At 42.0% G+C, this 23,223-nt stretch carries 20 protein-coding genes, 2 pseudogenes and 1 riboswitch; of the genes and pseudogenes, 15 read left to right on the forward strand and 7 right to left on the reverse strand.

Annotated features, from left to right (window positions below; genetic code table 11):
- Positions 1-57 precede the first annotated feature (57 nt).
- Entirely contained in the window at positions 58-330 is a 273-nt protein-coding gene (locus G4417_RS07920) for a DUF6171 family protein (protein WP_062807108.1), read from the forward strand.
- Positions 327-2,255 (forward strand): glycoside hydrolase family 127 protein, encoded by a 1,929-nt coding sequence (locus tag G4417_RS07925; protein ID WP_173683240.1) that lies wholly within the window; start codon positions 327-329, stop codon positions 2,253-2,255. Before G4417_RS07920 ends, G4417_RS07925 begins: the two co-directional genes overlap by 4 nt.
- 96 nt (positions 2,256-2,351) lie before the next feature.
- Here G4417_RS07925 and G4417_RS07930 read toward each other — a convergent pair whose 3' ends face one another.
- Positions 2,352-3,275, reverse strand: a complete 924-nt coding sequence (locus G4417_RS07930; protein WP_173683241.1) for an ArsR/SmtB family transcription factor — start codon at positions 3,273-3,275, stop codon at positions 2,352-2,354.
- Positions 3,276-3,461: 186 nt separating this feature from the next.
- Here G4417_RS07930 and G4417_RS07935 point away from each other — a divergent pair.
- The 4 genes and pseudogenes from G4417_RS07935 to G4417_RS07950 all read left to right on the forward strand — a co-directional run.
- A pseudogene (locus G4417_RS07935) lies at positions 3,462-3,557 on the forward strand (alpha-N-arabinofuranosidase); the annotation flags it as partial.
- A gap of 50 nt (positions 3,558-3,607) precedes the next feature.
- Positions 3,608-3,916, forward strand: a pseudogene (locus G4417_RS07940) (carbohydrate ABC transporter permease); the annotation flags it as partial.
- A gap of 1 nt (position 3,917) precedes the next feature.
- Complete coding sequence (locus tag G4417_RS07945) at positions 3,918-4,232, forward strand: hypothetical protein (RefSeq protein WP_330598239.1); 315 nt, start codon at positions 3,918-3,920, stop codon at positions 4,230-4,232.
- Between the two features lie 30 nt (positions 4,233-4,262).
- Positions 4,263-5,786: an alpha-N-arabinofuranosidase gene (locus G4417_RS07950; protein ID WP_173683242.1), complete on the forward strand. Its 1,524-nt coding sequence runs from the start codon at positions 4,263-4,265 to the stop codon at positions 5,784-5,786.
- Between the two features lie 102 nt (positions 5,787-5,888).
- On the opposite strand, the gene G4417_RS07955 is transcribed toward G4417_RS07950, so the two are convergent.
- On the reverse strand, positions 5,889-6,716 hold the full coding sequence (locus G4417_RS07955) for a MurR/RpiR family transcriptional regulator (protein ID WP_173683243.1): 828 nt from the start codon (positions 6,714-6,716) through the stop codon (positions 5,889-5,891).
- 387 nt (positions 6,717-7,103) lie between these two features.
- Between G4417_RS07955 and nagB the strand changes: the two genes are divergently transcribed.
- The 6 genes from nagB to G4417_RS07985 all read left to right on the forward strand — a co-directional run bounded on the left by nagB (position 7,104) and on the right by G4417_RS07985 (position 13,651).
- Positions 7,104-7,847 carry a glucosamine-6-phosphate deaminase gene (gene nagB / locus G4417_RS07960; RefSeq protein WP_173683244.1) on the forward strand — a complete coding sequence of 248 codons (744 nt, stop codon included), beginning with the start codon at positions 7,104-7,106 and terminating at the stop codon, positions 7,845-7,847.
- Positions 7,848-7,958: 111 nt separating this feature from the next.
- Positions 7,959-9,062, forward strand: a complete 1,104-nt coding sequence (gene nagA / locus G4417_RS07965) for an N-acetylglucosamine-6-phosphate deacetylase (protein ID WP_173683245.1) — start codon at positions 7,959-7,961, stop codon at positions 9,060-9,062.
- A gap of 111 nt (positions 9,063-9,173) precedes the next feature.
- Positions 9,174-9,878, forward strand: a complete 705-nt coding sequence (locus tag G4417_RS07970; protein ID WP_173683246.1) for an N-acetylmannosamine-6-phosphate 2-epimerase — start codon at positions 9,174-9,176, stop codon at positions 9,876-9,878.
- A 173-nt stretch (positions 9,879-10,051) separates the two neighbouring features.
- Positions 10,052-10,780: a histidine phosphatase family protein gene (locus G4417_RS07975; protein ID WP_173683247.1), complete on the forward strand. Its 729-nt coding sequence runs from the start codon at positions 10,052-10,054 to the stop codon at positions 10,778-10,780.
- 56 nt (positions 10,781-10,836) lie between these two features.
- The gene (locus G4417_RS07980) at positions 10,837-11,772 is read left to right on the forward strand and encodes an alpha/beta hydrolase (protein ID WP_173683275.1); all 936 of its coding nucleotides are present in this window, start codon (positions 10,837-10,839) and stop codon (positions 11,770-11,772) included.
- Positions 11,773-11,830: 58 nt separating this feature from the next.
- Entirely contained in the window at positions 11,831-13,651 is a 1,821-nt protein-coding gene (locus G4417_RS07985) for a DUF6320 domain-containing protein (RefSeq protein ID WP_173683248.1), read from the forward strand.
- 77 nt (positions 13,652-13,728) lie between these two features.
- Here the strand turns inward: G4417_RS07985 and thiC are convergent, their stop codons facing one another.
- The 3 genes from thiC to G4417_RS08000 form a co-directional block, all read right to left on the reverse strand.
- Complete coding sequence (gene thiC / locus G4417_RS07990; protein ID WP_173683249.1) at positions 13,729-15,039, reverse strand: phosphomethylpyrimidine synthase ThiC; 1,311 nt, start codon at positions 15,037-15,039, stop codon at positions 13,729-13,731.
- A 248-nt stretch (positions 15,040-15,287) separates the two neighbouring features.
- A riboswitch (TPP riboswitch) is annotated at positions 15,288-15,396 on the reverse strand.
- 92 nt (positions 15,397-15,488) lie between these two features.
- On the reverse strand, positions 15,489-16,496 hold the full coding sequence (locus tag G4417_RS07995; RefSeq protein WP_173683250.1) for a fibronectin type III domain-containing protein: 1,008 nt from the start codon (positions 16,494-16,496) through the stop codon (positions 15,489-15,491).
- Positions 16,497-16,683: 187 nt separating this feature from the next.
- Positions 16,684-16,962, reverse strand: a complete 279-nt coding sequence (locus G4417_RS08000) for a type II toxin-antitoxin system HicB family antitoxin (protein ID WP_173683251.1) — start codon at positions 16,960-16,962, stop codon at positions 16,684-16,686.
- 252 nt (positions 16,963-17,214) lie between these two features.
- Between G4417_RS08000 and G4417_RS08005 the strand changes: the two genes are divergently transcribed.
- Positions 17,215-18,021 (forward strand): DNA-3-methyladenine glycosylase family protein, encoded by an 807-nt coding sequence (locus tag G4417_RS08005; RefSeq protein WP_173683252.1) that lies wholly within the window; start codon positions 17,215-17,217, stop codon positions 18,019-18,021.
- 164 nt (positions 18,022-18,185) lie between these two features.
- On the forward strand, positions 18,186-18,476 hold the full coding sequence (locus G4417_RS08010) for a hypothetical protein (protein ID WP_022380138.1): 291 nt from the start codon (positions 18,186-18,188) through the stop codon (positions 18,474-18,476).
- Between the two features lie 221 nt (positions 18,477-18,697).
- Here G4417_RS08010 and G4417_RS08015 read toward each other — a convergent pair whose 3' ends face one another.
- Positions 18,698-19,345, reverse strand: a complete 648-nt coding sequence (locus tag G4417_RS08015) for an endonuclease III domain-containing protein (RefSeq protein ID WP_173683253.1) — start codon at positions 19,343-19,345, stop codon at positions 18,698-18,700.
- A 182-nt stretch (positions 19,346-19,527) separates the two neighbouring features.
- Here G4417_RS08015 and G4417_RS08020 point away from each other — a divergent pair, with 182 nt between their 5' ends.
- Complete coding sequence (locus tag G4417_RS08020) at positions 19,528-20,739, forward strand: MBL fold metallo-hydrolase (RefSeq protein WP_173683254.1); 1,212 nt, start codon at positions 19,528-19,530, stop codon at positions 20,737-20,739.
- 183 nt (positions 20,740-20,922) lie between these two features.
- Here the strand turns inward: G4417_RS08020 and G4417_RS08025 are convergent, their stop codons facing one another.
- Entirely contained in the window at positions 20,923-23,190 is a 2,268-nt protein-coding gene (locus tag G4417_RS08025; protein ID WP_118759005.1) for a glycogen/starch/alpha-glucan phosphorylase, read from the reverse strand.
- Positions 23,191-23,223 lie beyond the last annotated feature (33 nt).

Below are 23,223 nucleotides of genomic sequence, written 5' to 3' on the forward strand. Positions count from 1 at the left end.
AAACAGGCAGGTATTTTCTGTGAACATTTATAATGGAAACAAAAAGGAGACTAAGGTATGAATGGGAAGCTGCGTGTGTGCAGGAAATGTCTGCCCGGACAGAAGAATGAAGAAGCTTTTTATGAGGATCTGTCACGCTATATTCAGCGTATGGATGAAGAGCTGAAAGTAGATCAGCAGACCTATGAGAAAAGGCTTGGCATATGCAGCTCCTGTGAACGATTAATGAGTGGGATGTGCAGGCTCTGCGGATGCTTTGTAGAACTGCGGGCTGTACAGAAGGTGCAAAAATGTCCGGATCTGCCGGCAAAATGGGAGGCGCAGAAATGAAAGAAGGTTTAAAGAGCAGTTTGCTGAATAAGGTAAAAGTAACGGATAAATTCTGGCGAGGATATCAGGAACTGGTAATGAATACAGTAATTCCTTATCAGGAGAAAATATTAAATGATGAGATTCCGGGAGTGGAAAAGAGCCATGCATTGGCAAACTTCCGTATTGCAGCGGGATTGGAAGAGGGTGAATTTTACGGAATGGTTTTCCAGGACAGTGATGTTGCCAAATGGCTGGAAGGTGTAGCGTATGCACTGGAAGTCCGACCGGATGCTGAACTGGAAGAACGTGCAGATAAGGTTATTGAAATCATTGAAAAAGCGCAGCAGGATGACGGTTATCTGAATACTTTTTTCACGATCAAAGAGCCGGAACACCGCTGGCAGAACTTACAGGAATGCCATGAATTATACTGTGCCGGACATATGATGGAAGCAGCGGCGGCTTACTATGAGGTGACTGGAAAAGACCGTCTGCTTCATGTAATGGAGCGCATGGCAGAACATATCGGGAAACGTTTTGGAACAGAAGAAGGTAAAGAACCGGGCATTCCGGGACATCAGGAAATCGAGCTGGGACTTCTGCGTCTCTATGAAGTAACCGGAAAAGAAAATTACAAAGACCTTGCCAGATATTTCATTGAACAGCGTGGAAAAGATCCGGATTACTTTGTCAAAGAGAGGAAAAAAAGAGGCTGGGTTCACTTTGATATGGATGTGCATAACAGAGAATATAACCAGGTACATGCTACTGTCTATGAGCAGAAAGAAGCAGTAGGACACAGTGTCCGTGCAGTTTACATGTATACTGCCATGGCAGAACTGGCTTCTCTTTACAAAGATGAAAAACTCTATCAGGCATGCTGTGATCTCTGGGAGAACATGACTCAGAAGAGAATGTATATCACCGGAGGAATCGGCAGTACCGTAGACGGCGAGGCATTTACCATTGATTATGATCTGCCAAATGACACCGTTTATGCGGAAACCTGTGCATCCATCGGACTGGTATTTTTTGCAAGAAAGATGCTTGATAATGTGATGGATGGACGCTATGCAGATGTGATGGAACGAGCACTTTATAATGGGATCATCAGCGGAATGCAGCTTGACGGAAAGAGATTTTTCTATGTAAATCCACTGGAAACAGAACCTGGAGTCAGCGGAAAATTATATGGATATAAGCATGTTCTGCCGGAGCGTCCGGGCTGGTATACATGTGCATGTTGTCCTCCCAATGTAGTGCGTCTGCTGATGTCTCTTGGCAAATATCTGTGGAGTGAGACTGAAGAGGGAGTTTATTCTCATATCCCGGCAGGCACAGAAGCACACTTTGATAAGATGGATGTAACTGTAGAAAGCAACTATCCGTGGGATGGCAGAGTGACCTATCATATAACCGGAAAAACAGAGGAAGAGACTATCCTGGGAATCCATATCCCATCCTGGGTACGTCCGGGTTCTGTTCAGGTACGTATAAATGGAAAAGAGAAGAATATCACTGCAGATGTGGAAAAAGGATATCTGATCCTTAAGAGAGTGTGGGAAAATGATGAAGTAGAACTTGTTTTTCCGATGAAGATCCGCAAGATTTATGCAAACCTTAAAATAAGGGAAGATGCCGGCTGTGTAGCATTTATGCGCGGGCCGATCGTTTATTGTTTCGAGGGTGTGGACAATCCCGGCCTGCTTCAGTCTTACCACATCTTTGAAGATGCAAAGATGGAAGAGGAAGTCTGCAAAGAAGGCCTGCTGGAAGGCTACGTCCTGCTTAAGATCAAAGCACGTAAGCTGGAAACAGTGGGAGATTCTCTGTACAGTGATATTGCACCGGTGAGAACGCTGACAACACTGACAGCAGTGCCGTATTACACATGGGGCAACCGCGGAGAAAATCAGATGAGAGTCTGGATGCGCGGAGAATAACCGGAGAATCAGATGAAATATAAAACAAAAGCAAGGAACTATGTGGCAAAACACATCGGTTCCTTGCTTTTTGCTGTTTTCAGATATTCTGTAAAATTATACATTTGGAGTATAATGCACTTTCACATTAATATCCTGATTATAGTTTCCGAAATCTTTTCCGAAGAGTGTCAGACCGCCAATATTCTGAGATGGTTCATCCACCTGGAAACGGAATACCATATCATCCTGAGAGGTAAAAGTGAGCTGCTGTGTATTCACATCAGAGATCTTTAATCCATCGATAAAAGTACCGTGACGGTCAATGACAAGCATCTTCAGAAGACCATACTGATTCCAGTTCGGGAACCACCAGTCGGGAGTGAATATACCGTGGACATCACCGAAATCTCCGGGGCTTGTCCAGGTTCCGACCTTTGTATTATTCAGGAAAAAGGAAATATCAGAAGGCCAGTCACTGTTGACTCCGGGAGCTTCTGAACTGATTTCAAAGGAGAGTGTCAGCCGGTCAATCCTCTGTCCCGGAGGTAGCATATTTGGAATGCGGTAATCAATAAATCCCCGTCCAAACCATAAAATCTTTGCATCTACATGGCTCGGATGAGCAAAATAACGAGGATCATCTACCTCACCGATGAGATTATCGGTAGTAGACAGCCCACAGGTTGGATAGACAGAATAATTAAAGTAGTTGCCGATCGGAATGTCAATAGAGTAACTGTTCTCAGCTGGGCTGTCATTGTTAGAGGCAATATCAACCAGGATCTTGTCAACATTAATGCGACAGACCTTCTGGTTTCCGTGGCCGGAATGCTCTGGAAGAATTGCGAGAATTCCGGATTCTTCGAGTTTCTTTACATGGCTGGTCAGGGCACCGTTGGTAATCCCCAGACTGGAAGCCAGTTCATTCATATTCATTTCCTGATGCTCAAGGAGAGTCTGGATCAGCCGTATGCGGATGTCAGAACCAAGAGCTTTGAAGACAGGGACCGCCTGCTCCAGACTTTTAATATATAACATAACGGATTTCCCTTTCTGTTAAAAATGATTTTGCAACGTTTACGGTAAATTATAACGAATCTGCAAAAAATGTGCAACGAAAAGAAAAAAATATAGTTGATATTTTCTGAAAAATGCAGTACAATTTTAAATATATAAAAATAATTTATATAGACCTAAAATAAAAAGCGGACAGGGGGACGTACAATGAGTGAAGAACTTAAGTATAATGAGCCATGGATTCTGCAGAGAGCAGATCCATATGTTTACCGCCACACAGATGGAAACTATTATTTTACAGCATGGAATCTGCGAAGTCTGCAGATCTGAGAAACTGGATCGGTTTTTCTTCCGGTGCCAACGCAAAACAGAAATTCTGGTATCTCACACTGCCGCTTCTGAAACCGACAACCATCTATGTTGTTACAATTTCCGTATATGCCGGTCTGTCCATGTTCCTTGAGAGTTTCATGTTGTGGAATGGTAACTCCTCACCGAAGAACATTGGTCTTACTATCGTAGGATATCTGTATAAACGTGGTATTGAGAAAAATGATATGGGTTATGCGTGTGCTGTAGGTATGGTGCTTCTGGTGATTGCCCTGGCTATCAATGTTGTCCAGCTTGTGGCAACAGGAACATTCAAGAAGGAGGAAAAGTGATATGGCAAAAACAGCAGCTCAGCCAAAGACAATGGAATCAAATCATAAAGTTGCGTCTGTATTATCCACAGGGCTTTTCGCTATCCTCTGTGCAATGGGTTCCTGGAACAATATGTTATGGCCGATGCTGGTATTCCGTGATACAAGCAAATTTACACTGCAGATCGGTCTGAACACACTGCTTACACCTTATGGAAATAACTACAACCTTCTGATCGCAGGTTCCATGGTTGGTATCCTTCCGATCCTGATCATCTATCTGATCTTCCAGAGATATCTGATCGATGGTATGACATCCGGTGCTGTCAAAGGTTGATAATTTATAAGAACGGAGGTTCAAAACATTATGGCGAAACAGGCAAAAATGGTAGTGGACAAAGCATTCTCCATTTCCAAAATCGACAAAAGAATTTACGGTTCCTTTATTGAACATCTGGGAAGAGCTGTATACGATGGAATTTATCAGCCGGGACATCCGCTTTCCAATGCTGACGGATTCCGTAAAGATGTTATTGATCTGGTAAAAGAACTGGACGTGCCGATCGTACGTTATCCGGGCGGAAACTTCGTATCCAACTTTTACTGGGAAGACAGTGTAGGTCCGGTTGAGGAAAGACCTCACAGACTGGAACTTGCATGGAAAAGTCTGGAAAAGAACGAAGTAGGACTTCATGAATTTAAGAAATGGGCAGACGCAGCCAATTCAGAAGTGATGATGGCAGTCAATCTCGGAACAAGAGGAATCACGGATGCCTGCAACCTTCTGGAATACTGCAACCATCCGGGCGGAACCAAATACAGTGATCTCCGTATCAAACACGGACAGAAAGATCCATACGGATTCAAAACATGGTGCCTCGGAAACGAAATGGACGGTCCGTGGCAGATCGGTCACAAGACTATGGATGAGTACGGAAGACTGGCAGAAGAAACAGCCAAAGCAATGAAACTCATCGATCCGTCTATCGAGTTCGTTGTATGCGGAAGTTCCAACAAAGATATGCCGACCTTCGCACTCTGGGAAGATCATGTACTGAGCCACACTTATGATTATGTAGATTATTTATCCCTTCATACATACTATGGAAACCGTTCTGATGACAGCAACGACTTCCTTGCAAAATCCGATGACATGGACGAATTTATCCGCACCATCATCGCAACCTGCGACTATGTAAAAGCGAAAAAACGCAGTAAAAAGAACATGTATCTCAGCTTTGACGAGTGGAATGTATGGTATCATTCCAATGATGCTGACAACGATATCACAGAGAACCATCCATGGCAGGTGGCACCGCCGCTTCTTGAAGATATCTACAATTTCGAAGATGCCCTGCTGGTAGGCCTGATGCTGATCGTCCTGATTCGCCATTCCGACAGAGTGAAAGTGGCATGCCTTGCACAGCTCATCAACGTTATCGCACCGATCATGACTGACCCGAATGGGGGAGGTTCCTGGAAACAGACTATTTTCTATCCGTTTATGCATGCTTCCAAATATGGCCGTGGTGTTGCGCTTCAGCCGGTAATCTCATCTACAGAGCATGAGACAAGCGGACATGGAAGCATCACAGATGTTGAGGCAGTTGCTGTTTACAATGAAGAGAAAGAAGAAGTTACAATCTTCGCAGTAAACAGAAACCTGAAAGAGGATGTTGTTCTCAACACAGACGTGAGAAACTTCGAAGGCTACAGAGTTGCTGAGCATATTGTACTTGAAAGCGATGACCTGAAGGTAGTCAATGCATTCGGACAGGAAAACGTAAAACCAAAAACAACACAGCAGACAACAATGGACAATGGGGAACTGACAAGTATGATTCATAAAGCATCCTGGAATGTAATCCGTCTTGTGAAGGAGAATAAATAAAATATCCTGTCTGAATAATTCCGGAATATATAGCTGATTGTAAAAGGGATTGCAGAGTTATGAAAACTCATGCAATCCCTTTTTGATATCTCCGTCTGACGATTATTTGCTTAAATGTGGCTGAAGTGTCTGTATCGTATATTCATGCAATGCTTCTTTTTTGCTTCTGTCAATCTGCAGATAATGAGCATAAAGTACGTCCAGAACCAGCAGAATCGGAAACTGCGGGGAAATGATATTTCCATATTCCAGATGTTCCATACTTGCAAAGATCAGTGTCTCATCGCAGAATTCCTGATAGGATTTATCCTGTCTTGCAGTCATGAGAAGAGTGTAAGCGCCTATCTGATGAGCTGCTCTCAGGGAGGAAATGATATCTTCTGTCTGTCCACTGACGCTGATTCCGATGACCAGACAGCTTTCATCAAGAATAACAGAGTTTACCTTCATAATGTGGCTGTCTGTAATTGCTTCGATATTCAGACCGATTCTCATAAAGCGCAGTTTCATTTCCTGAGCCACAAGCCCGGAACTGCCTCTTCCATAGACATACACCCGTGGTTTGGAAACCAGAAGTCTGGTGATATGTGCAATCTGGGCTTTATCCAGCAGGGCATTAGCCTTATTAAGAAGTTCCTGATAAGTATTAAATTCTGAAATCTCGAAGTTTGGAACGTTTTCCTCTGTTTCAGGGATAAGACTCTGCTTATATTCATAAATAAATTCTCTGTATCCATGGAAACCACATTTCTGGGCAAAGCGTGAAAGAGACGCTTCTGATACATAGAGGATTCCGGAGATATGTCTGGAAGAAAGATCTTCCTCTTCTGTATTATTCATAAAGAAATCTGCAATCGTTCTTTCCAGTGGTGTAAATGTATGATAATAAGATTCAATTAATGGAATAATTTTCTGTTTGTTTAATGACATGTAAAAGCCTTCCTTTTTATTTCTGCAAATAGGCTGTCCGGGTTAAAAGATATTTTGATTCAAAACCACAATATCACTATATCACGCTCTTTTGAGATTCTCAAGAAAATATGTAAATAATTTCATATATCAGTAAAAACAAAGAAAGTAATTTCAAAAACAAAGAAAAATAGTTGGCCGGAAAGACCGGAAAAAATGAAGGCTGAAAGAAGATTCTAAACAAACCATATTTATTGAAAATAAATTCATTGCCAATTATAATGAATTTATATGATTCAGGTTCAGAATGTCTTTTATCACTGGCATTTTTTAAAAGGCGATTATCGGATGTGGATGTAGACAATAACAAATCTGTCAGAACGTGTTATAATGAAAAGGAGAAAAAATATGATTATTTATGCAGGAAAAGACTACAATGACGTGAGCAGAAAAGCAGCTAATATTATGTCAGCTCAGATTATTATGAAACCGGATGCAGTTCTTGGTCTGGCCACAGGTTCTACACCGGTGGGAATGTACAAACAGTTAATTGAATGGTATCAGAAAGGTGATCTGGACTTTTCTAAAGTTACTTCTGTAAATCTTGATGAGTACAAAGGACTATCCGGAGATAACGACCAGAGTTACCGCTATTTCATGAACACAAACCTGTTTGACCATGTAAATATTAATAAAACAAGAACCTATGTGCCGAATGGACTGGAAGAAAACAGTGAAAAAGCATGTGCAGATTATAATGCGATCATCCGCAGTGTAGGCGGAGTAGACATGCAGCTTCTGGGAATCGGTGGAAACGGACATATCGGATTCAATGAGCCGGGAGAAGCTTTTGAAAAAGAAACTCACTGCGTAAACCTTACAGAAAGTACAATTAAAGCAAATGCAAGATTCTTTGCAAGTATGGATGAAGTTCCGAAACAGGCTTACACAATGGGAATCAAAAGTATTATGTCAGCCAGGAAAATTCTCCTGATCGCAACCGGAGAAGCAAAAGCGGATGCTCTTTACAAATCTTTATACGGACCAATTACTCCAAATGTACCGGCATCTATTCTGCAGCTCCATCCGGATGTAACTGTTGTGTCAGATGAAGATGCATTAAAACTGATTCGTGAAAAAGGTCTTTTATAATACTGGCTCTTGTGTGATAATAACAGTATCAGCGGAAAGAATTGCCTGACAGAGATAAAGTCAGGGAAGTACTTAATAATTCACTTCAGCGAGAAAAGAGGCAAAAAGAAGATGATTATAAAGAATGGAAAAGTTTTTCAGGAAGATGGAAGCTATAAAACAGCAGATTTATACGTAGAGAATGGCTGGATTGTAGCATCTGAAGATGAAGTAACAGATAAAACAGAACTGGATGCAGCAGGTCTGAAAGTGCTGCCGGGACTGGTAGATATTCACAGCCACGGTGCAGTCAAACATGATTTTTCAGATGCGGATGTGAATGGACTGAAAATCATTCTTCAGTATGAAAAATCACAGGGAATCACTTCCTACTGCCCGACATCCATGACCCTTCCGAAAGAAGAACTGCTGAGAATTTTCCAGACAGCAAAAGATGTAGAACAGGACGAAACATGCGCAAGAATCGTTGGCATCAACATGGAGGGACCGTTCCTTGATCCGTCCAAAAAAGGAGCTCATGTGGAAGGATATATCCGCAAACCGGATATTGGATTTTTCAAAGAATGTAATAAGGCAGCAGGCGGACTGATCAAACTGGTAACTCTCGCTCCAAATATGGAAGGCTCAGAGGAATTTATCAGGGAATTACATGACGAGGTAGTTATTTCCATCGGACATACAGCAGCAGATTATAACTGTGCAGCAGAAGCCATGAAACAGGGTGTCATTCATGTAACTCATTTATATAATGCCATGAATCCGATGGGACACAGAGAACCGGGAGTGATCGGAGCAGCGGCAGATAATGAAAATTGTATGGTAGAACTGATCGGAGACGGTATCCATATCCATCCGGTAACTGTACGCAATACTTTTCGTCTTTTCGGAGACAGCAGGGTCATTCTCATCAGTGACTCCATGATGGCAACTGGTATGGAGAATGGAATCTATGAACTGGGTGGTCAGGAAGTAACCATGAAGGATCGCAAGGCGACACTGGCAGACGGAACCATTGCTGGTTCAGCGACCTGTCTCTTCGGATGTATGAAGAGTGTTATTTCCATGGGAGTACCGGAAAGAGAGGCTATTCTTGCAGCAACTGCAAATCCGGCCAGAAGTATTGGGATTTATAATGAAGTAGGTTCTCTGACCCCCGGAAAACGGGCAGATATCATTCTGACAGATGAAGAACTGAATATTGTGAAGGTACTGTAATTATATCAATCCTCTCAAGTGCATTGTTTTAAGAGGAAAACCATAAGGCCACCCGCAGGGATTGCGAAGAGCAATAAGCTGTGGGTGGTTTTTTAAGGAGAATAAAAACTGATGACAAAAAAAGAGTTTCTTGATGCGATTCATGGACAGATGATCATTTCCTGTCAGGCTGTAGAAGGCGAACCTTTATATGTAGAAGAGAAATCCATTATGTATTTAATGGCACGTGCGGCGAAGCAGGCAGGGACACCGGCAATTCGTACCAGCAGTATCCGTGACGTGGTGGCGATTAAGGAGGAGACGGAACTTCCGGTTATCGGTCTGGTGAAGATTCAGTATCCTGGATATGAGGAATATATCACACCTACTATGAAAGAAGTTGATGACTTGACAGCAGCAGGTGCTGATGTTGTGGCACTGGACTGCACACTTCGTAAACGTGGAGATGGCACAACTGTCAATGAGTTTATTGCTCAGATCAAAGAAAAATATCCGGATATTATACTGATGGCAGATATTTCCAATTACGAAGAAGGTATCAATGCATGGAAATGCGGTGTAGATATTGTGGGAACGACTATGAGCGGGTATACGGCTTATACAGTATCAGGAACTGATGAGCCGGATTATGAACTGATGGAAAGATTGGCGCGAGATACAGATATTCCTGTTATTGGAGAAGGGCGGATCCATTATCCGGAGCAGGCTGTAAGAGCATTGCAGACCGGAGTATGGGCGATCGTTGTAGGTGGGGCGATTACCCGCCCGCTGGAAATTGCATTGCGTTTTCAGAAGAAAATCAGAGAGAGCAGATAGCAATTCTATAAAATAATGCAATCAGGACAGTTCAGACGAGCAAATTTTACAGGGACTATCTGATATTCCCAAAACAGGAGTTTGTATTTGAGAATCCGGTCCGGATGCTGCACTTCTTGTCAATTATACCGGTGTATGATATATTTGAAAAAAACCGAAAGGATAAAATACAAATGAAATTAGTGATCGTACGACACGGAGATCCGGATTATTCCATTGATTCTCTGACCGAAAAAGGATGGAAAGAAGCAGAATATCTTTCAGAAAGACTGTCGAAACTTGAGGTAAAAGACTTTTATGTTTCTCCTCTTGGAAGAGCAAAAGATACCGCCTCTTTTACTCTGAAAAAGATGAACAGGACAGCAACAGAATGTGACTGGTTACAGGAATTTAATGTTCTCATTGACCGGCCGGATATCACAGACAGAAAGAAAATTCTATGGGACTGGCTTCCGCAGGACTGGACACAGGACGAGAGATTTTATCAGTATGATCACTGGTTTGAAAACGAAAGACTACAGAAAGCAGATGCCAAAGGCTATTATGATTATGTAACAGGAAAATTTGATCAGCTTCTGGCTGAGCATGGATATGTCCGTGAAGGACATTATTACAGGGTTACAAAAGCGAATGATGACACACTGGTATTCTTCTGCCATTTCGGACTGGAATGTGTTCTTCTCAGTCATCTGATGAGTGTATCTCCTATGGTGTTCTGGCATGGACTGTGTGCAGCACCAAGCTCTGTGACAACCGTAAACACAGAAGAGAGACGGGAAGGAATCGCCAGTTTCCGGGTCAGTGCATTTGGGGATATTTCCCATTTATATGTGCATGGTGAACCACCTGCATTTGCAGCGAGATTCTGTGAGATGTACAGTAATGAGGATGAACGTCACTAAGCGAATAAATATCTACATAGTCAGAAAGGAAACAGGAAATATTGATATCAAAGACAATGAAAACAATTCTGCATACACTGTCGCATGGAAATATAGAAGTGGATTCGTCCAGAAAACTGGCAGATCTGAAACAACTGGATGCTATGCGGATTTTTGTAAAAAAGCTGGATGCGAAGGTCTATAACGGAGATCATGTAGTGCCGATCCGATTATATTTTCCGACAGAAGAAGCAATGCAGGCAGGGATTGTAGAGGGAAACACATTTCCAATCCTGCTGTTCTTCCACGGTGGTGGATGGGCAACTGAAAGTGTGGAAAATTATGACCGGGTTTGCTCCAGAATGGCACAGGCAACAGCACATATTGTAGTTTCTGTAGAGTACAGACTTGCTCCGGAGCATAAATTTCCGGTTCCTCTGGAAGATTGTTATGCTGCCGCAAAAGCACTCTATTCAAATGAGTTGATCTTAAACACAGATCCTGAGAAAATCACGATTGCAGGTGACAGTGCGGGAGGAAACCTGACAGCAGCCGTGTGCCTGATGGCAAGAGACAGAGGCGATTTTACACCAAAGCGCCAGATACTCATTTATCCGGCACTTGGAAACTGTTATACAGAAGAATCTCCTTATCCATCCGTACATGAAAATGGAAGTGATTGTATTCTGACAGCAGTAAAAATGGAAGATTATCTCACCTTATATCAGAGAACTAAAGAGGACAGGCAGAACCCATATTTCGCTCCGATTCTGGAAAAAAATTTGAGAAATCTGCCGGAAACTCTGGTTCTCACAGCAGAATATGACCCTCTTCGGGATGAAGGAGAAGCATATGCAAAAAAACTGGAAGAAGCAGGAAATCATGTGGAACTTCACAGAATCCATGGTGCATTTCATGGCTTTTTTGCACTGGGAATCAAGTTTCTGCATGTGCAGGAGAGCTTTGAATACATCAACGGATTTTTGAATAAGAGTTATGAGAAGATACTCTGAACCAGCGTGTCAATATCTGGCACACCCTTGGTGAGATAAAGAAGAAAGCAGGAAAACTATGGATACAGGATATTCAAAATGGAGAAAACTGGATAATGCAGCGTTAGCATTTCCATTGGTGTCAGGAAAGAATGATACCAGAGTATTTCGATTTTACTGTCAGCTAAAAGAAATGGTTAACGGAGAACTGCTTCAGACTGCGCTGGATCAGACAATGGAGAAATATCCACTGTTTCAGGCTGTTCTGAGAAAAGGATTATTCTGGTTTTATCTGGAACACCGGGATATCAGGGCAACAGTGAAGCAGGAAACGGAACCGCCATGCAGCCGCCTGTATATCCCGGACAAAAAGTCGCTGCTGTTTCAGGTTACTTATTATAAAAACAGGATTAATTTTGAAGTGTTTCATGCGCTGACAGATGGAACAGGAGCTATGCATTTTTTGCAGGAACTGGTGCAGGAATATCTGATTCTTGCACATCCTCTGGCAGATCTGCCACGGATCGAGAAGGAAGCAGAAATTACTCATGGAGATAAGGAAGAGGATAGTTTTTCACAGTACTATTCTTCAGATATTCCCAAAGATAAAGAGAAGAAAAAGGCAGCAGTAAAGCTGAAAGGTGAGAAGCTGGTTCATTCCGACATGCACATTACAGAAGTGATTCTTTCTGTAAAGGATATTCATCAGAAGGCCCGCTCCTATGGAGTATCTATTACCGTATTGCTGGCGGCCATGATGCTGTGTTCCATTCGCAGGGAAGTACCAAAAAATCAGCAGAAGCGTCCAATCTCATTGATGATACCAGTGAATCTGAGAAATTATTTTCCGTCTCAGTCTATGGCAAATTTCTTTGGATGGATTGAAGTTGGATATACATTTTCAGATACAACAACTTTTCAGGATGTGGTAGATGAAGTAAAAAGACAGTTTGAGAATGAACTGGTAAAAGAGAAAATCGCCATGCATATGAATGGGTACGTGCGGATTGAGAAGAATCCTTTTGTGCGGGTAGTTCCGTTGGAAATCAAGAGATATTTCATGAGGATTGGAGCCAGCCTTGGCAGCAGAAGCGTTACTGCTGTTTATTCTAATATTGGAATTATCCGGCTGCCGGAAGAATACAAAGAATATATTCAGCATTTTGGGATTTTTGCCTGTACTAATACTCTTCAGATGTGTTCCTGTTCTTATGGAGATGAAATGGTTCTTGGACTCACATCAAAGCTATCGGATGACAGCATTCAGAGAAATTTTCGAAAAATACTCAGTGAGGAAGAGGTTTCCCACAGGGAGTTGAAGAATGAATTTCCGGGATATGGGGAAAAACACAGGCTCGAAAAGAAAGAAAATCAGAAGGTTATCCAGACCTTTAGTTTTTTGTGCCTGGCAATAGCAGTAATCTGTGGAATGGCTAATTTTATGATGGCGGGTGTGCTGAACTGGTTCTGGTTTGCAGGTGCAGGATGTGCCTGCGCATGGCTGGTTGTCATGGTAGCATATTATAAACGAAGAAATATTCTGAAGAACGAAATGTGGCAGCTTTTGCTTATATCAGTAATTGCGGTTTTGTGGGACAGGTTTACCGGATGGAAGGGCTGGTCTGTGGATTTTGTATTTCCCTTTGGAGTGCTGGCAGTGCAGTTTTCCGTTCCTGTGATCGCAAAAATAAACAGGCTGGAACGGGAAGAGTATCTGTTTTATCTTGTTCAGGCCGGAATTGTAGGACTGGTTCCAATGATACTGGTATGGATCGGAATTGTAAAATTTACCATTCCGTCAGTAATCTGTGCAGGTATCAGTTTCCTGACACTGGCAGCACTGTTTATCTTCTGCCAGAAGGATACGCTGAGGGAGTTTCATAAAAAGCTGAGGATGTAAGGATATAATCATTATACAGATTAGAGGGAGATGCATAGCATGCATCTCCCTCTTTAAAATCCGGCTTTTTAAAAGCATCATTCATCAAAAATAGTAACGATCTCTCCGTCCAGAATACGGTTTGTATTTTTAACAGCGCAGAAATTACCGCACATACTGCAGGTGTCTTCCTTCTCAGGTTTGGCTTCTGCACGATAACGTCTTGCCTTCTCCGGATCCATGCTGAGTTTGAACATTTCTTCCCAGTCAAGGCGTTTTCTCGCTTCGCTCATCTTGTAATCCCAGTCAGCAGCACCAGGAACGCCCTTTGCAATATCAGCAGCATGGGCAGCAATCTTGGCAGCGATAATTCCTTCTTTTACGTCAGCAGCATTTGGCAGACGAAGATGTTCTGCAGGTGTTACATAGCAGAGGAAAGCAGCACCTGAATAAGCTGCGATCGCACCGCCGATTGCAGAGGTGATATGATCATATCCCGGAGCAACATCTGTTACAAGCGGTCCAAGTACATAGAAAGGAGCGCCGTGGCACAGTGTTTTCTGGATTTCCATATTGGCTGCAATCTGGTTCAGCGGCATATGGCCAGGTCCTTCGATCATAACCTGAACATCCTTCTCCCATGCACGTTTGGTAAGCTCGCCGAGAGTGATCAGTTCTTCAATCTGCGCAGTATCTGTCGCGTCTGCAATACATCCCGGGCGACATGCATCCCCCAGACTTAAGGTGATATCATACTCTCTGCAGATATCCAGAATCTCATCAAAATGTTCATAGAACGGATTCTCTTTTCCTGTCATTTCCATCCATGCAAACATAATTGAACCACCTCTGGAAACGATATTCATGAGGCGTTTATTCTGTTTGAAACGTGCTGCAGTTGCACGGTTCATACCGCAGTGGATAGTCATGAAATCCACACCGTCTTCTGCATGCATACGAACAATATCGATCCATTCTTCAGAAGTGATTTTGCCAAGTGCTTTGTGATAATATACAACTGCATCATAGATCGGAACAGTACCGATCATTGCCGGACATTCGGAAGTAAGCTTGCGGCGGAAACTTCTGGTATCTCCGTAAGAACTGAGATCCATGATGGCTTCTGCGCCCATTTCTACTGCAGAACGTACTTTTTCATATTCCATGTCAACGTCTTTCCAGTCTCTGGAAACACCTAAATTTACATTGATCTTGGTGGTCAGCTTTGCGCCTACACCGCTTGGACTGATGCATTTGTGATTCTTGTTACAGGGAATGATTACCTGTCCTTTTGCAATCAGTTCTCTTAATTCTTCCACGTCAAAATGCTCTTTTTCTGCTACGATTTCCATCTGTGGTGTGATGATTCCCTGACGTGCTGCGTCCATCTGTGTTGTGTACTGTGTCATTTTTTCCTCCTTGCCCTGCACTGCGGGCGTTCGATGTTACTGCGAATAAAATGAACTGCGCCTCCTGCATATAGCAGGGACTTGCACCTGCGCATATTCGTAAGTTTTTTAGTAAACTACTGAAGTGACAGAGAGTGGTGCCCCCGGTCTGTCGTGTTTGTCTGGTTATAATTAAAACAGGGGAGATGATATGATATGTCTGCTTATAAAAAGGAAAAACTGCAATACGCCAACAAGCATATTGCAGTCCGGAAGAACTATAACTTTCCCTACGTTGGCATTATCCAAATCAGGTAATGGGTTAAAGCAATACAGCTTACTCTCAGCCTGTTTACACAAGCACCCCTTGTCTCAATTACAACTAGTGTATCACCTGAGAATGGGAAAGTCAATATGAAATTTGACAGGTAAATGTGAAAGCAGACAGCCGGTAGCCTGTAGCCACAGGGTCAGGATAAAGACATATTATAAATCTTTGAATCAGAACGCCATACTTTGTTTTTTACCTTTTTATTGGCAATTACCTTAATACCATACTTGGTGTTCTTCTTCATTCCGGTGAGTGTAAAGGAATTGGAAGAGGTTGTTTTCACCTTTTTAAAAGAATCGGATCCCGGATATCTGATGTAAATACTGTAGCTATTTGCGCCTGCGGTTCTGTTCCATTTCACACTCATGGAAGTGTTGGTATTTCCTGCTTTCTGAAGGGAAATAGAGTTGGCAACATATCTGTTTGTTGAAGTTGAACTTACATAACGTTTGTTTCCAAGAACCAGATAAGGGTAAATTTTCACCTGATAAAATGTGTTGTCAGATATCGGAATAGTAAAAGAATATCTGGTCTTAAAATATTTGGTTATAGGTTTACGGGCCGCAGAACCCTGATATACAACTTTGTATCCGGTGATCGCGTTTGAAGGAGTTACAGTCTTCATATTAAAAGTATATCTGCCCGGATTTGCATAAGAAGACTTAATACTTACTTTTGAATAAAGGGTTGTACATCCTACAGAGCGGGAAGAAATTGCAATGCCGGATGAATTCAGTGCTGTAATTTTTATAATGTAGGCAGTTCCCGCCTTTAATTTGTTGATTGTAGCTTTGTTACGGGAATTGTCAACGTAGCCCAGAAGACGATAGGAAGAAGAGTTTAAAGGGCTGATGCTGACAGCATATTTAACAGCATTGGCAACAGGATTCCATTGAATTGTTACGGAAGTTTCGGAAGCTGTTGTCTGGCTGATCCCGGACTGAGCAGAGAGGGAAGCACCGGCAGTCGGGGCTTCTGATGATTCAACAGCAGGAGTATCGGAAGCATTCTCCTGAGTCAGCTCTGCAGTCTGTTCTGCAGGTACCAGCAGTGCGGTAGCTGCAAATACAGAGGAAGCAGATGATAATGTGAGAACAGCACTGAGCGCAATGCTTACAAAAAATTTTTTAAAACTTTTCATCTTCATAAAAGAACCTCCTTGAGTAGGGTTTTGTGTTGTGAGTCACAAAAAGCTCCGTTATTGTTAATGTCAATATAACATAACGGAGCAGTGAGTCTGTAATTATAACAATACTGTAGCAATTCCTTCATACTTTGCAGAACTGTTGTAAATGCAAGATGTGCATGGATTACCACAAGAGCTGTTTTTATAATTATTCATCCCAGCCATCATACATACGGATATTGACCTGAATATTTCTCACAATATCTCCCTCCTGCAGATCCAGATCAGACTCATCAGAAATCGCCGGAAGATCCATCTCATCCTCCATTACTTCTGCATAGATCCAGTTATAAGCTGCCTCATTTGCGTTATCGATCGCGTCATCAAGTGTTTCGCCTTCTGCTTCACAGCATATCAGATCAGGAAAAAATGCCTTGTATTTTCCCTCCTCATTTTTTCGGAATACTGCCGGATATATAAATTTCATGATAAAAACTCCCTTCTGTCAGATAATTGCTGATCTGACTATCCTATAGTAATAATGTATATTCAAAATCGTATTGCAGGGGGGGATTTTGATTACATATTTTATGAATTTTAGTTTACGTTTTCACTCAGTATAGTATATAATACATTCATATATTCATCAAGGATAAAAATGAGTTAGAACAGAGAGGGTCGTTACTGTTCGCTCCGTTTACAGTAACGTGGCGTGTGAATAGTAAACAAGGATTAGTTTATGTTGACAATAGAGATGGACAACTTTAACCTGGGACAGATCTGCAGATCCGGGCAGTGCTTTCGGATGGATCAGATTGGTGATGACCGTTACCGGGTGATCGCAGGAGATAAATATTTGGAACTGACTCAGGAGCGGGGAATTGTCAATTTCTCTTGCCCGGAAGAAGATTTCATCTTCTTTTGGATAAGGTATTTTGATCTGGATTGTGATTACAGTAAATATATAAATATGATCAATCCAAGGGATAAATATCTGACAGCAGCAGGAGAGATGGGAAGCGGAATCCGCATTCTGCAGCAGGACCTGTGGGAGATGATTATTTCATTCCTGATTTCTCAACAGAATAATATTACAAGAATAAAGAAGTGTATTGAAAATATCAGCCGGGAATTTGGAGTAAGAAAAATAAGCAGTACAGGTGCAGAATATTATGCATTTCCGACTGCAGAGGCACTGGCTTTAGCAACGGAAGAACAGCTTCGGGAGTGCAATCTGGGATACAGAGCCAAATATGTTCTGGATACAGCCGGAAAAGTTTGTTTCGGAGATATTCCACTTGACAGCCTGCATGATATGACTTATAAAGCTGCACGAAAAGAACTGCTGGGACTGTATGGAGTTGGTGAGAAAGTAGCTGACTGTATCTGTCTTTTCGGACTGCACCAGCTTGATGCGTTTCCTGTAGATACTCACATCCGCCAGGCATTGGATGCCCATTATAAACGGGGATTTCCAAACAGACGTTATAAGGGCTGCCGGGGCGTGATGCAGCAGTATATATTTTATTATGAACTGATGAAGTAACTGTTCAGTCGGGGATTCTGCATGAAAATGGAAAAGTTGATTTTCAAGAGAGTCTGACTCGTATCAATGAAGATGCTGAATAGTTATTCGGTGTAGGGCTACGTAGCGAAGCGGATTGCGAATATCCGCTTGACTAAAAAGTATATAAGAGGAGGAAGGTTATTATGGAAATCGGAGCAATGTTAGACGAATTAAGAGAAAAAGCACTGAAAGACCGTAACATCTGGCAGGAACTGATGGACACCAGAAAGGCAGAACAGCCGCTTGCCGCTTTCTGCGCAAAGTGCCGGGAACTGGGATATCAGATTTATGAGATGGATCTGATCACAGCAGGGGAAGAATTCTATGCTACCATGCGAAGAAGTACCAACGGTGGAGGAGAAAATTCTCCGAAGCTTGCAGGGGAAGACGATTTCTATGAACTTTTTTTCGCAAGTCTTGAGGAACACATTTAGGCAAATAGCGAAGTGGATGATTTTATCTGCCTGGCGTTTGGAACAGCTATAAAAGTTATAAATATAAATTAAGAAAGTCCTCATCTGCTGAATTATAGCAGTCCTCGTAAATGCATTATTTTAGAGGAGTGCTATAGTTAAAGGAACACAGAGATGGGGATTTTCTTTGGGATAATGTGTATAATAGGATGAACAATTTTGGTTATATGTGTATAAAATAATTATTCATGGCTGTCTACACCATTTTTTTCACAGATATCATTCAGACAGCACCTGTCACAGTAAGGTTTGGTACGTGCTGTACAGACATCGCGGCCGTGATTGACCAGGCGGTGACAGAGATCATTGCCTTCTTCAGGTGGGATAATCTTCCATAAAGCCATTTCTACTTTCTTGGGTTCTTTTATATTATCGACCAGACCGATGCGGTTGGAGAGGCGGATACAGTGGGTATCTGTCACGATCGCCGGTTTGCCGAATACATCTCCCATGATCAGATTGGCACTCTTTCTTCCGACTCCGGGAAGCTTCAGCAGAGCATCAAAATCCCCGGGAACATTGTCATGATACTGTTCATGGAGGATTTTCATACAGGCACTGATATCTCTTGCCTTACTCTTACCCAGACCACATGGACGTACGATTGCTTCGATATCTGCAACATCTGCATTTGCAAGAGCTTCTACAGTAGGGAACTTTGCATACAGATCCTGTACAACTACATTTACTCTTGCATCTGTACACTGTGCAGCCAGACGCACACTTACCAGTAATTTCCATGCATTATCATAATCCAGAGTGCAGTCCGCATCTGGATATTCCTTTTTTAACCGTTCAATGACCTCAAGGGCCAGTTCCTGTTTTGTCATAAGTGTTCTATCTCCATTCTGCTAATATTTTATGTTTGTCTTTCCTCTTATTTCGGATGAGTTACCGTTTACTCCGTTCTCAGTAACCATATGATACTATAATAACACAAACAACACCCTCTTGCATTTCCAATTTCCCTATATTAAAATAAAACCAACCATTGTAAACAAGAGGGAAAAGAATGAAGGTACGAATGTATAATGTAGGTTTCGGAGACTGCTTCTGTCTCCGAGACAGAAAGAAGAGTCTGCTGGTAGATTTCGGAACAAATAACAGCAGGATAGAGGGGCACCCCAGAAGAGAAATATTTGATGTGATCATCTCAGATCTGTCTACAATCAAGAGTAAAAATCTGCTTCTGACACATTTTCATATGGATCATCTGTCAGGGCTTCTTTATATGATGAAGAAAAAAGATATTTCTGTTGATTTTGGGAAAATTTATCTTCCCGATGTTTTTTCAAAAAAAGAAATGAGCAGAACACTGGTGTTGCTGCTTCTGGCAGATTTGTTAAAAGAGTCCGGACTGCCAAGCCGTCAGGTCAGCCTGTTTGCACTGGTCGATGCACTTCTGGAAAACAAACAGAACGTGGAACTGTTAAGCCGGGGAAAACTTTTTGAAAACAAATATCAGGCACTCTGGCCGGATACAGATGTGATCCGGAAGGAGACGGACGAAGTCTATAACAGAATCTGTGAAGACGGGAAATTCAAAGAAGTAATGGATATTCTGCTTGAATTTGCAGAGAAACTGAGACTGATCGTATGGTCTATGACTGCTGAAGGCAATAAACCGGCGGAAACTGTGGAAAAAGAAACAGATTCAACAGCATCTGAGCTGACAGAACAGCCGGAGGTCCGTCAGAAAATTATCCGGGCATATGTGTATGAACGTGAATTTCGCAGAATCAAAGCACTTCCTGATTTTAAGAAACTGCTGGCATGGCTGAATGAGAATCAGATAAATCTGCGGCAGTTTAAGCATAAGATCAGTATTGTGTTCCAGAATGCCAGAGACGGGGAATTAAATCTTTTGTTCACCGGGGATGCACAGCCTGAGCATTTGAAAATGATCGCAGAGAACTATGATGGAAAATTGCCGTTATATGAACATTACTGGTGTATCAAGGTACCCCATCATGGAACGCAGGGACATTATTTTGATTTCTCTCAGTATGAACCTGAAAATATGCTGATCTCTAATGGAATACATTTTGCCAACAGCAAGAAAGAGTCAAAAGAACTCCGTACCTCACCGCTTTATGGAGGATTGTTCTATATTCCGGATACCCATATGTACTGTTCAAACTGTGACTGCTGTGACAGTTACGAGAACGGATGCTCCTGCAAGGAGGCGGATGTTATATCTCCAGCTTATTACAAGGATATATAAAGCGGTATATTTTGCTCGAATTCGGTTGCCGTAGTTATAGTCTGATTTGATTAAAATTAACATAGTGAGAGATTTTTATGACCTGACAAATATAAAACAGCAGACATCTGTATATTCCATTGAATATACAATGCCTGCTGTTGAATTTTTTACAGAATTTATATGATCATAAATTTTATTGGATTATTTTGCCGGTGTCAGATGCCAGATATCGTTGTTGTACTGCTCGATAGTTCTGTCAGAAGAGAAGAATCCGGCTTTTGCAATATTAACCAGCATCTTCTTTGCCCATGTTTTTCTGTCTGCGTAATCAGCCAGTGCCTGATCTTTTTTCTCAACATAATCGTTGAAGTCAAGCAGTGTCATAAACCAGTCTTTGCTTACCAGTTCGTGGTGCAGTCTTTCCAGATTTTCTTTGTGGCCAAGTGCCAACATCTTTTCGCTTACGATGAAGTCAACACATTCTTTGATGTGTTTGTCATTTTCATAAATATCTCTGGAGCAGTAGTCTGCTTTCTCATAATGTTCGATGACTTTCTCACTGGATTCACCGAAGATATAGATGTTATCTTTGCCAACCAGTTCGCTGATTTCAACGTTAGCGCCATCCATAGTTCCCAGAGTAACAGCACCGTTCAGCATGAACTTCATGTTACCTGTACCACTTGCTTCTTTGGAAGCCAGGGAGATCTGCTCGGAAATATCGCATGCAGGGAATAATTTCTCAGCTGCAGATACATTATAGTTCTCAACCATAACAAGCTTCATGTATGGTGCAACTTCCGGATCATCTTTGATAAGATCCTGAAGTGTGAGCAGAAGATGAATGATATCCTTTGCGATCACATAAGCAGGAGCTGCTTTTGCACCGAAGATAAAGGTAACAGGCTGAGATGGTTTCTTTCCACCCTTGATCTCCAGATATTTGCTGATGATGTACAGAGCATTTAACTGCTGACGTTTGTACTCATGGAGACGTTTGATCTGGATATCATAAATGCTGTTTTCATCAATTTCAACACCTGTATTGGACAGGATAAATTCTTTACAGGTTTTCTTAGCTTCTGTTTTGATCTCAAGGAGCTTATTCAGAACTGCTTCATCATCCTTATATTTCAGGAGATTTTCCAGTGCAGTTGCATTTGTTTTAAACTCATCACCGATCAGGGAGGTAATATAGTCTGTCAGCGGATGATTGCAGTGCATTAACCAGCGGCGGAATGTGATACCGTTAGTCTTGTTATTGAATTTCTCCGGATAAATATCATAGAAAGCTTTCAGCTCGCTTGTTTTCAGGATTTCTGTATGCAGGGCAGCAACACCGTTAATGGAGAATCCGTAGTGGATATCCATATGTGCCATATGAACCAGATTGTTCTTGTCGATGATTGCCACATTTTCCTGTGGATATTTTGCTTTGATTTTCTCATCCAGTTTTTCGATGATCGGTACAAGGTGAGGAACTACATCAAGAAGGTAGTCCATTGGCCATTTTTCCAGAGCTTCTGCAAGGATGGTATGGTTTGTGTAAGCACATACTTTGGATACGATTTCAGCAGCTTCATCAAAGTCGATTCCGCGCTCTGTCAGGAGACGGATCAGTTCTGGAATGACCATACTTGGGTGAGTATCGTTGATCTGGATCACTGCGTAGTCTGCAAGGTCATGCAGGTTGCAGCCTTTTTTTGTTGCTTCGTCAAGGATGAACTGAGCAGCATTGGATACCATGAAGTACTGCTGGAAGATACGGAGCTTACGTCCGTCATCATCACTGTCATCCGGATACAGGAACAGTGTCAGGTTGTGAAGGATGTCCTTTTTGTTAAAGGAAATTCCATCGTGAACCATGGATTCATCTGCCAGATCAATGTCAAATAAGTGCAGATGAATGGATTTGTTATTGTAGCCTGCAACGTCGATATCGTACAGGGAAGATTTCAGTGAGAATCCGCGGAACGGTACAGTATAGGAAACACCTGCAGGTGTAAGCCAGCTGTGTTCTTCAATCCATGGGTTCGGAGTTTCCTTCTGAAGTCTGTTCTCAAAGAGCTGTTTGAAAAGACCCAGATGATAATTCAGACCAATACCTTCGCCCGGAAGACCGAGAGTTGCGATGGAATCCAGGAAGCATGCTGCCAGACGTCCAAGACCACCGTTTCCAAGAGATGGTTCCGGTTCAACTTCTTCGATGTCAGCGATGGCTTTTCCATTCTCTTTTAAGAATGCAGCAACATCATCATAGATTCCCAGGTTGATCAGGTTATTGGATAATAATTTACCGATCAGGAACTCTGCGGAAATGTAATAGATTTTCTTCTTTCCATCCTGATAGCCTTTTTCAAAGAGCTGATTTTTTGTATAGATTAATAATGCGTTGTAAATTTCTTCATTTGTGCACTGGCGTGCATTTTTCTTATACAGGTCATAGATGAGCTTTTCTAAATTTTCCATCGTAATCTCCCTTTCTGAAATGAATATGTGTTT

The sequence above is a fragment of the Blautia wexlerae genome, from assembly GCF_013300825.1.
Classification (GTDB): Bacteria; Bacillota; Clostridia; order Lachnospirales; family Lachnospiraceae; genus Blautia_A; species Blautia_A wexlerae_B.

Coding starts and splice junctions, on each gene's coding strand:
- G4417_RS08000 (WP_173683251.1), bottom strand. CDS start 16,962: ATGAAATTTATATATCCGGCAGTATTCCGAAAAAATGAGGAGGGAAAA.
- G4417_RS07975 (WP_173683247.1), top strand. CDS start 10,052: ATGAAATTAGTGATCGTACGACACGGAGATCCGGATTATTCCATTGAT.
- nagB (WP_173683244.1), top strand. CDS start 7,104: ATGATTATTTATGCAGGAAAAGACTACAATGACGTGAGCAGAAAAGCA.
- G4417_RS07970 (WP_173683246.1), top strand. CDS start 9,174: ATGACAAAAAAAGAGTTTCTTGATGCGATTCATGGACAGATGATCATT.
- G4417_RS07980 (WP_173683275.1), top strand. CDS start 10,837: ATGAAAACAATTCTGCATACACTGTCGCATGGAAATATAGAAGTGGAT.
- G4417_RS08020 (WP_173683254.1), top strand. CDS start 19,528: ATGAAGGTACGAATGTATAATGTAGGTTTCGGAGACTGCTTCTGTCTC.
- nagA (WP_173683245.1), top strand. CDS start 7,959: ATGATTATAAAGAATGGAAAAGTTTTTCAGGAAGATGGAAGCTATAAA.
- G4417_RS07985 (WP_173683248.1), top strand. CDS start 11,831: ATGGATACAGGATATTCAAAATGGAGAAAACTGGATAATGCAGCGTTA.
- G4417_RS07945 (WP_330598239.1), top strand. CDS start 3,918: ATGGCAAAAACAGCAGCTCAGCCAAAGACAATGGAATCAAATCATAAA.
- thiC (WP_173683249.1), bottom strand. CDS start 15,039: ATGACACAGTACACAACACAGATGGACGCAGCACGTCAGGGAATCATC.
- G4417_RS07930 (WP_173683241.1), bottom strand. CDS start 3,275: ATGTTATATATTAAAAGTCTGGAGCAGGCGGTCCCTGTCTTCAAAGCT.
- G4417_RS07995 (WP_173683250.1), bottom strand. CDS start 16,496: ATGAAGATGAAAAGTTTTAAAAAATTTTTTGTAAGCATTGCGCTCAGT.
- G4417_RS07925 (WP_173683240.1), top strand. CDS start 327: ATGAAAGAAGGTTTAAAGAGCAGTTTGCTGAATAAGGTAAAAGTAACG.
- G4417_RS07950 (WP_173683242.1), top strand. CDS start 4,263: ATGGCGAAACAGGCAAAAATGGTAGTGGACAAAGCATTCTCCATTTCC.
- G4417_RS07920 (WP_062807108.1), top strand. CDS start 58: ATGAATGGGAAGCTGCGTGTGTGCAGGAAATGTCTGCCCGGACAGAAG.
- G4417_RS07955 (WP_173683243.1), bottom strand. CDS start 6,716: ATGTCATTAAACAAACAGAAAATTATTCCATTAATTGAATCTTATTAT.
- G4417_RS08025 (WP_118759005.1), bottom strand. CDS start 23,190: ATGGAAAATTTAGAAAAGCTCATCTATGACCTGTATAAGAAAAATGCA.
- G4417_RS08005 (WP_173683252.1), top strand. CDS start 17,215: ATGTTGACAATAGAGATGGACAACTTTAACCTGGGACAGATCTGCAGA.
- G4417_RS08010 (WP_022380138.1), top strand. CDS start 18,186: ATGGAAATCGGAGCAATGTTAGACGAATTAAGAGAAAAAGCACTGAAA.
- G4417_RS08015 (WP_173683253.1), bottom strand. CDS start 19,345: ATGACAAAACAGGAACTGGCCCTTGAGGTCATTGAACGGTTAAAAAAG.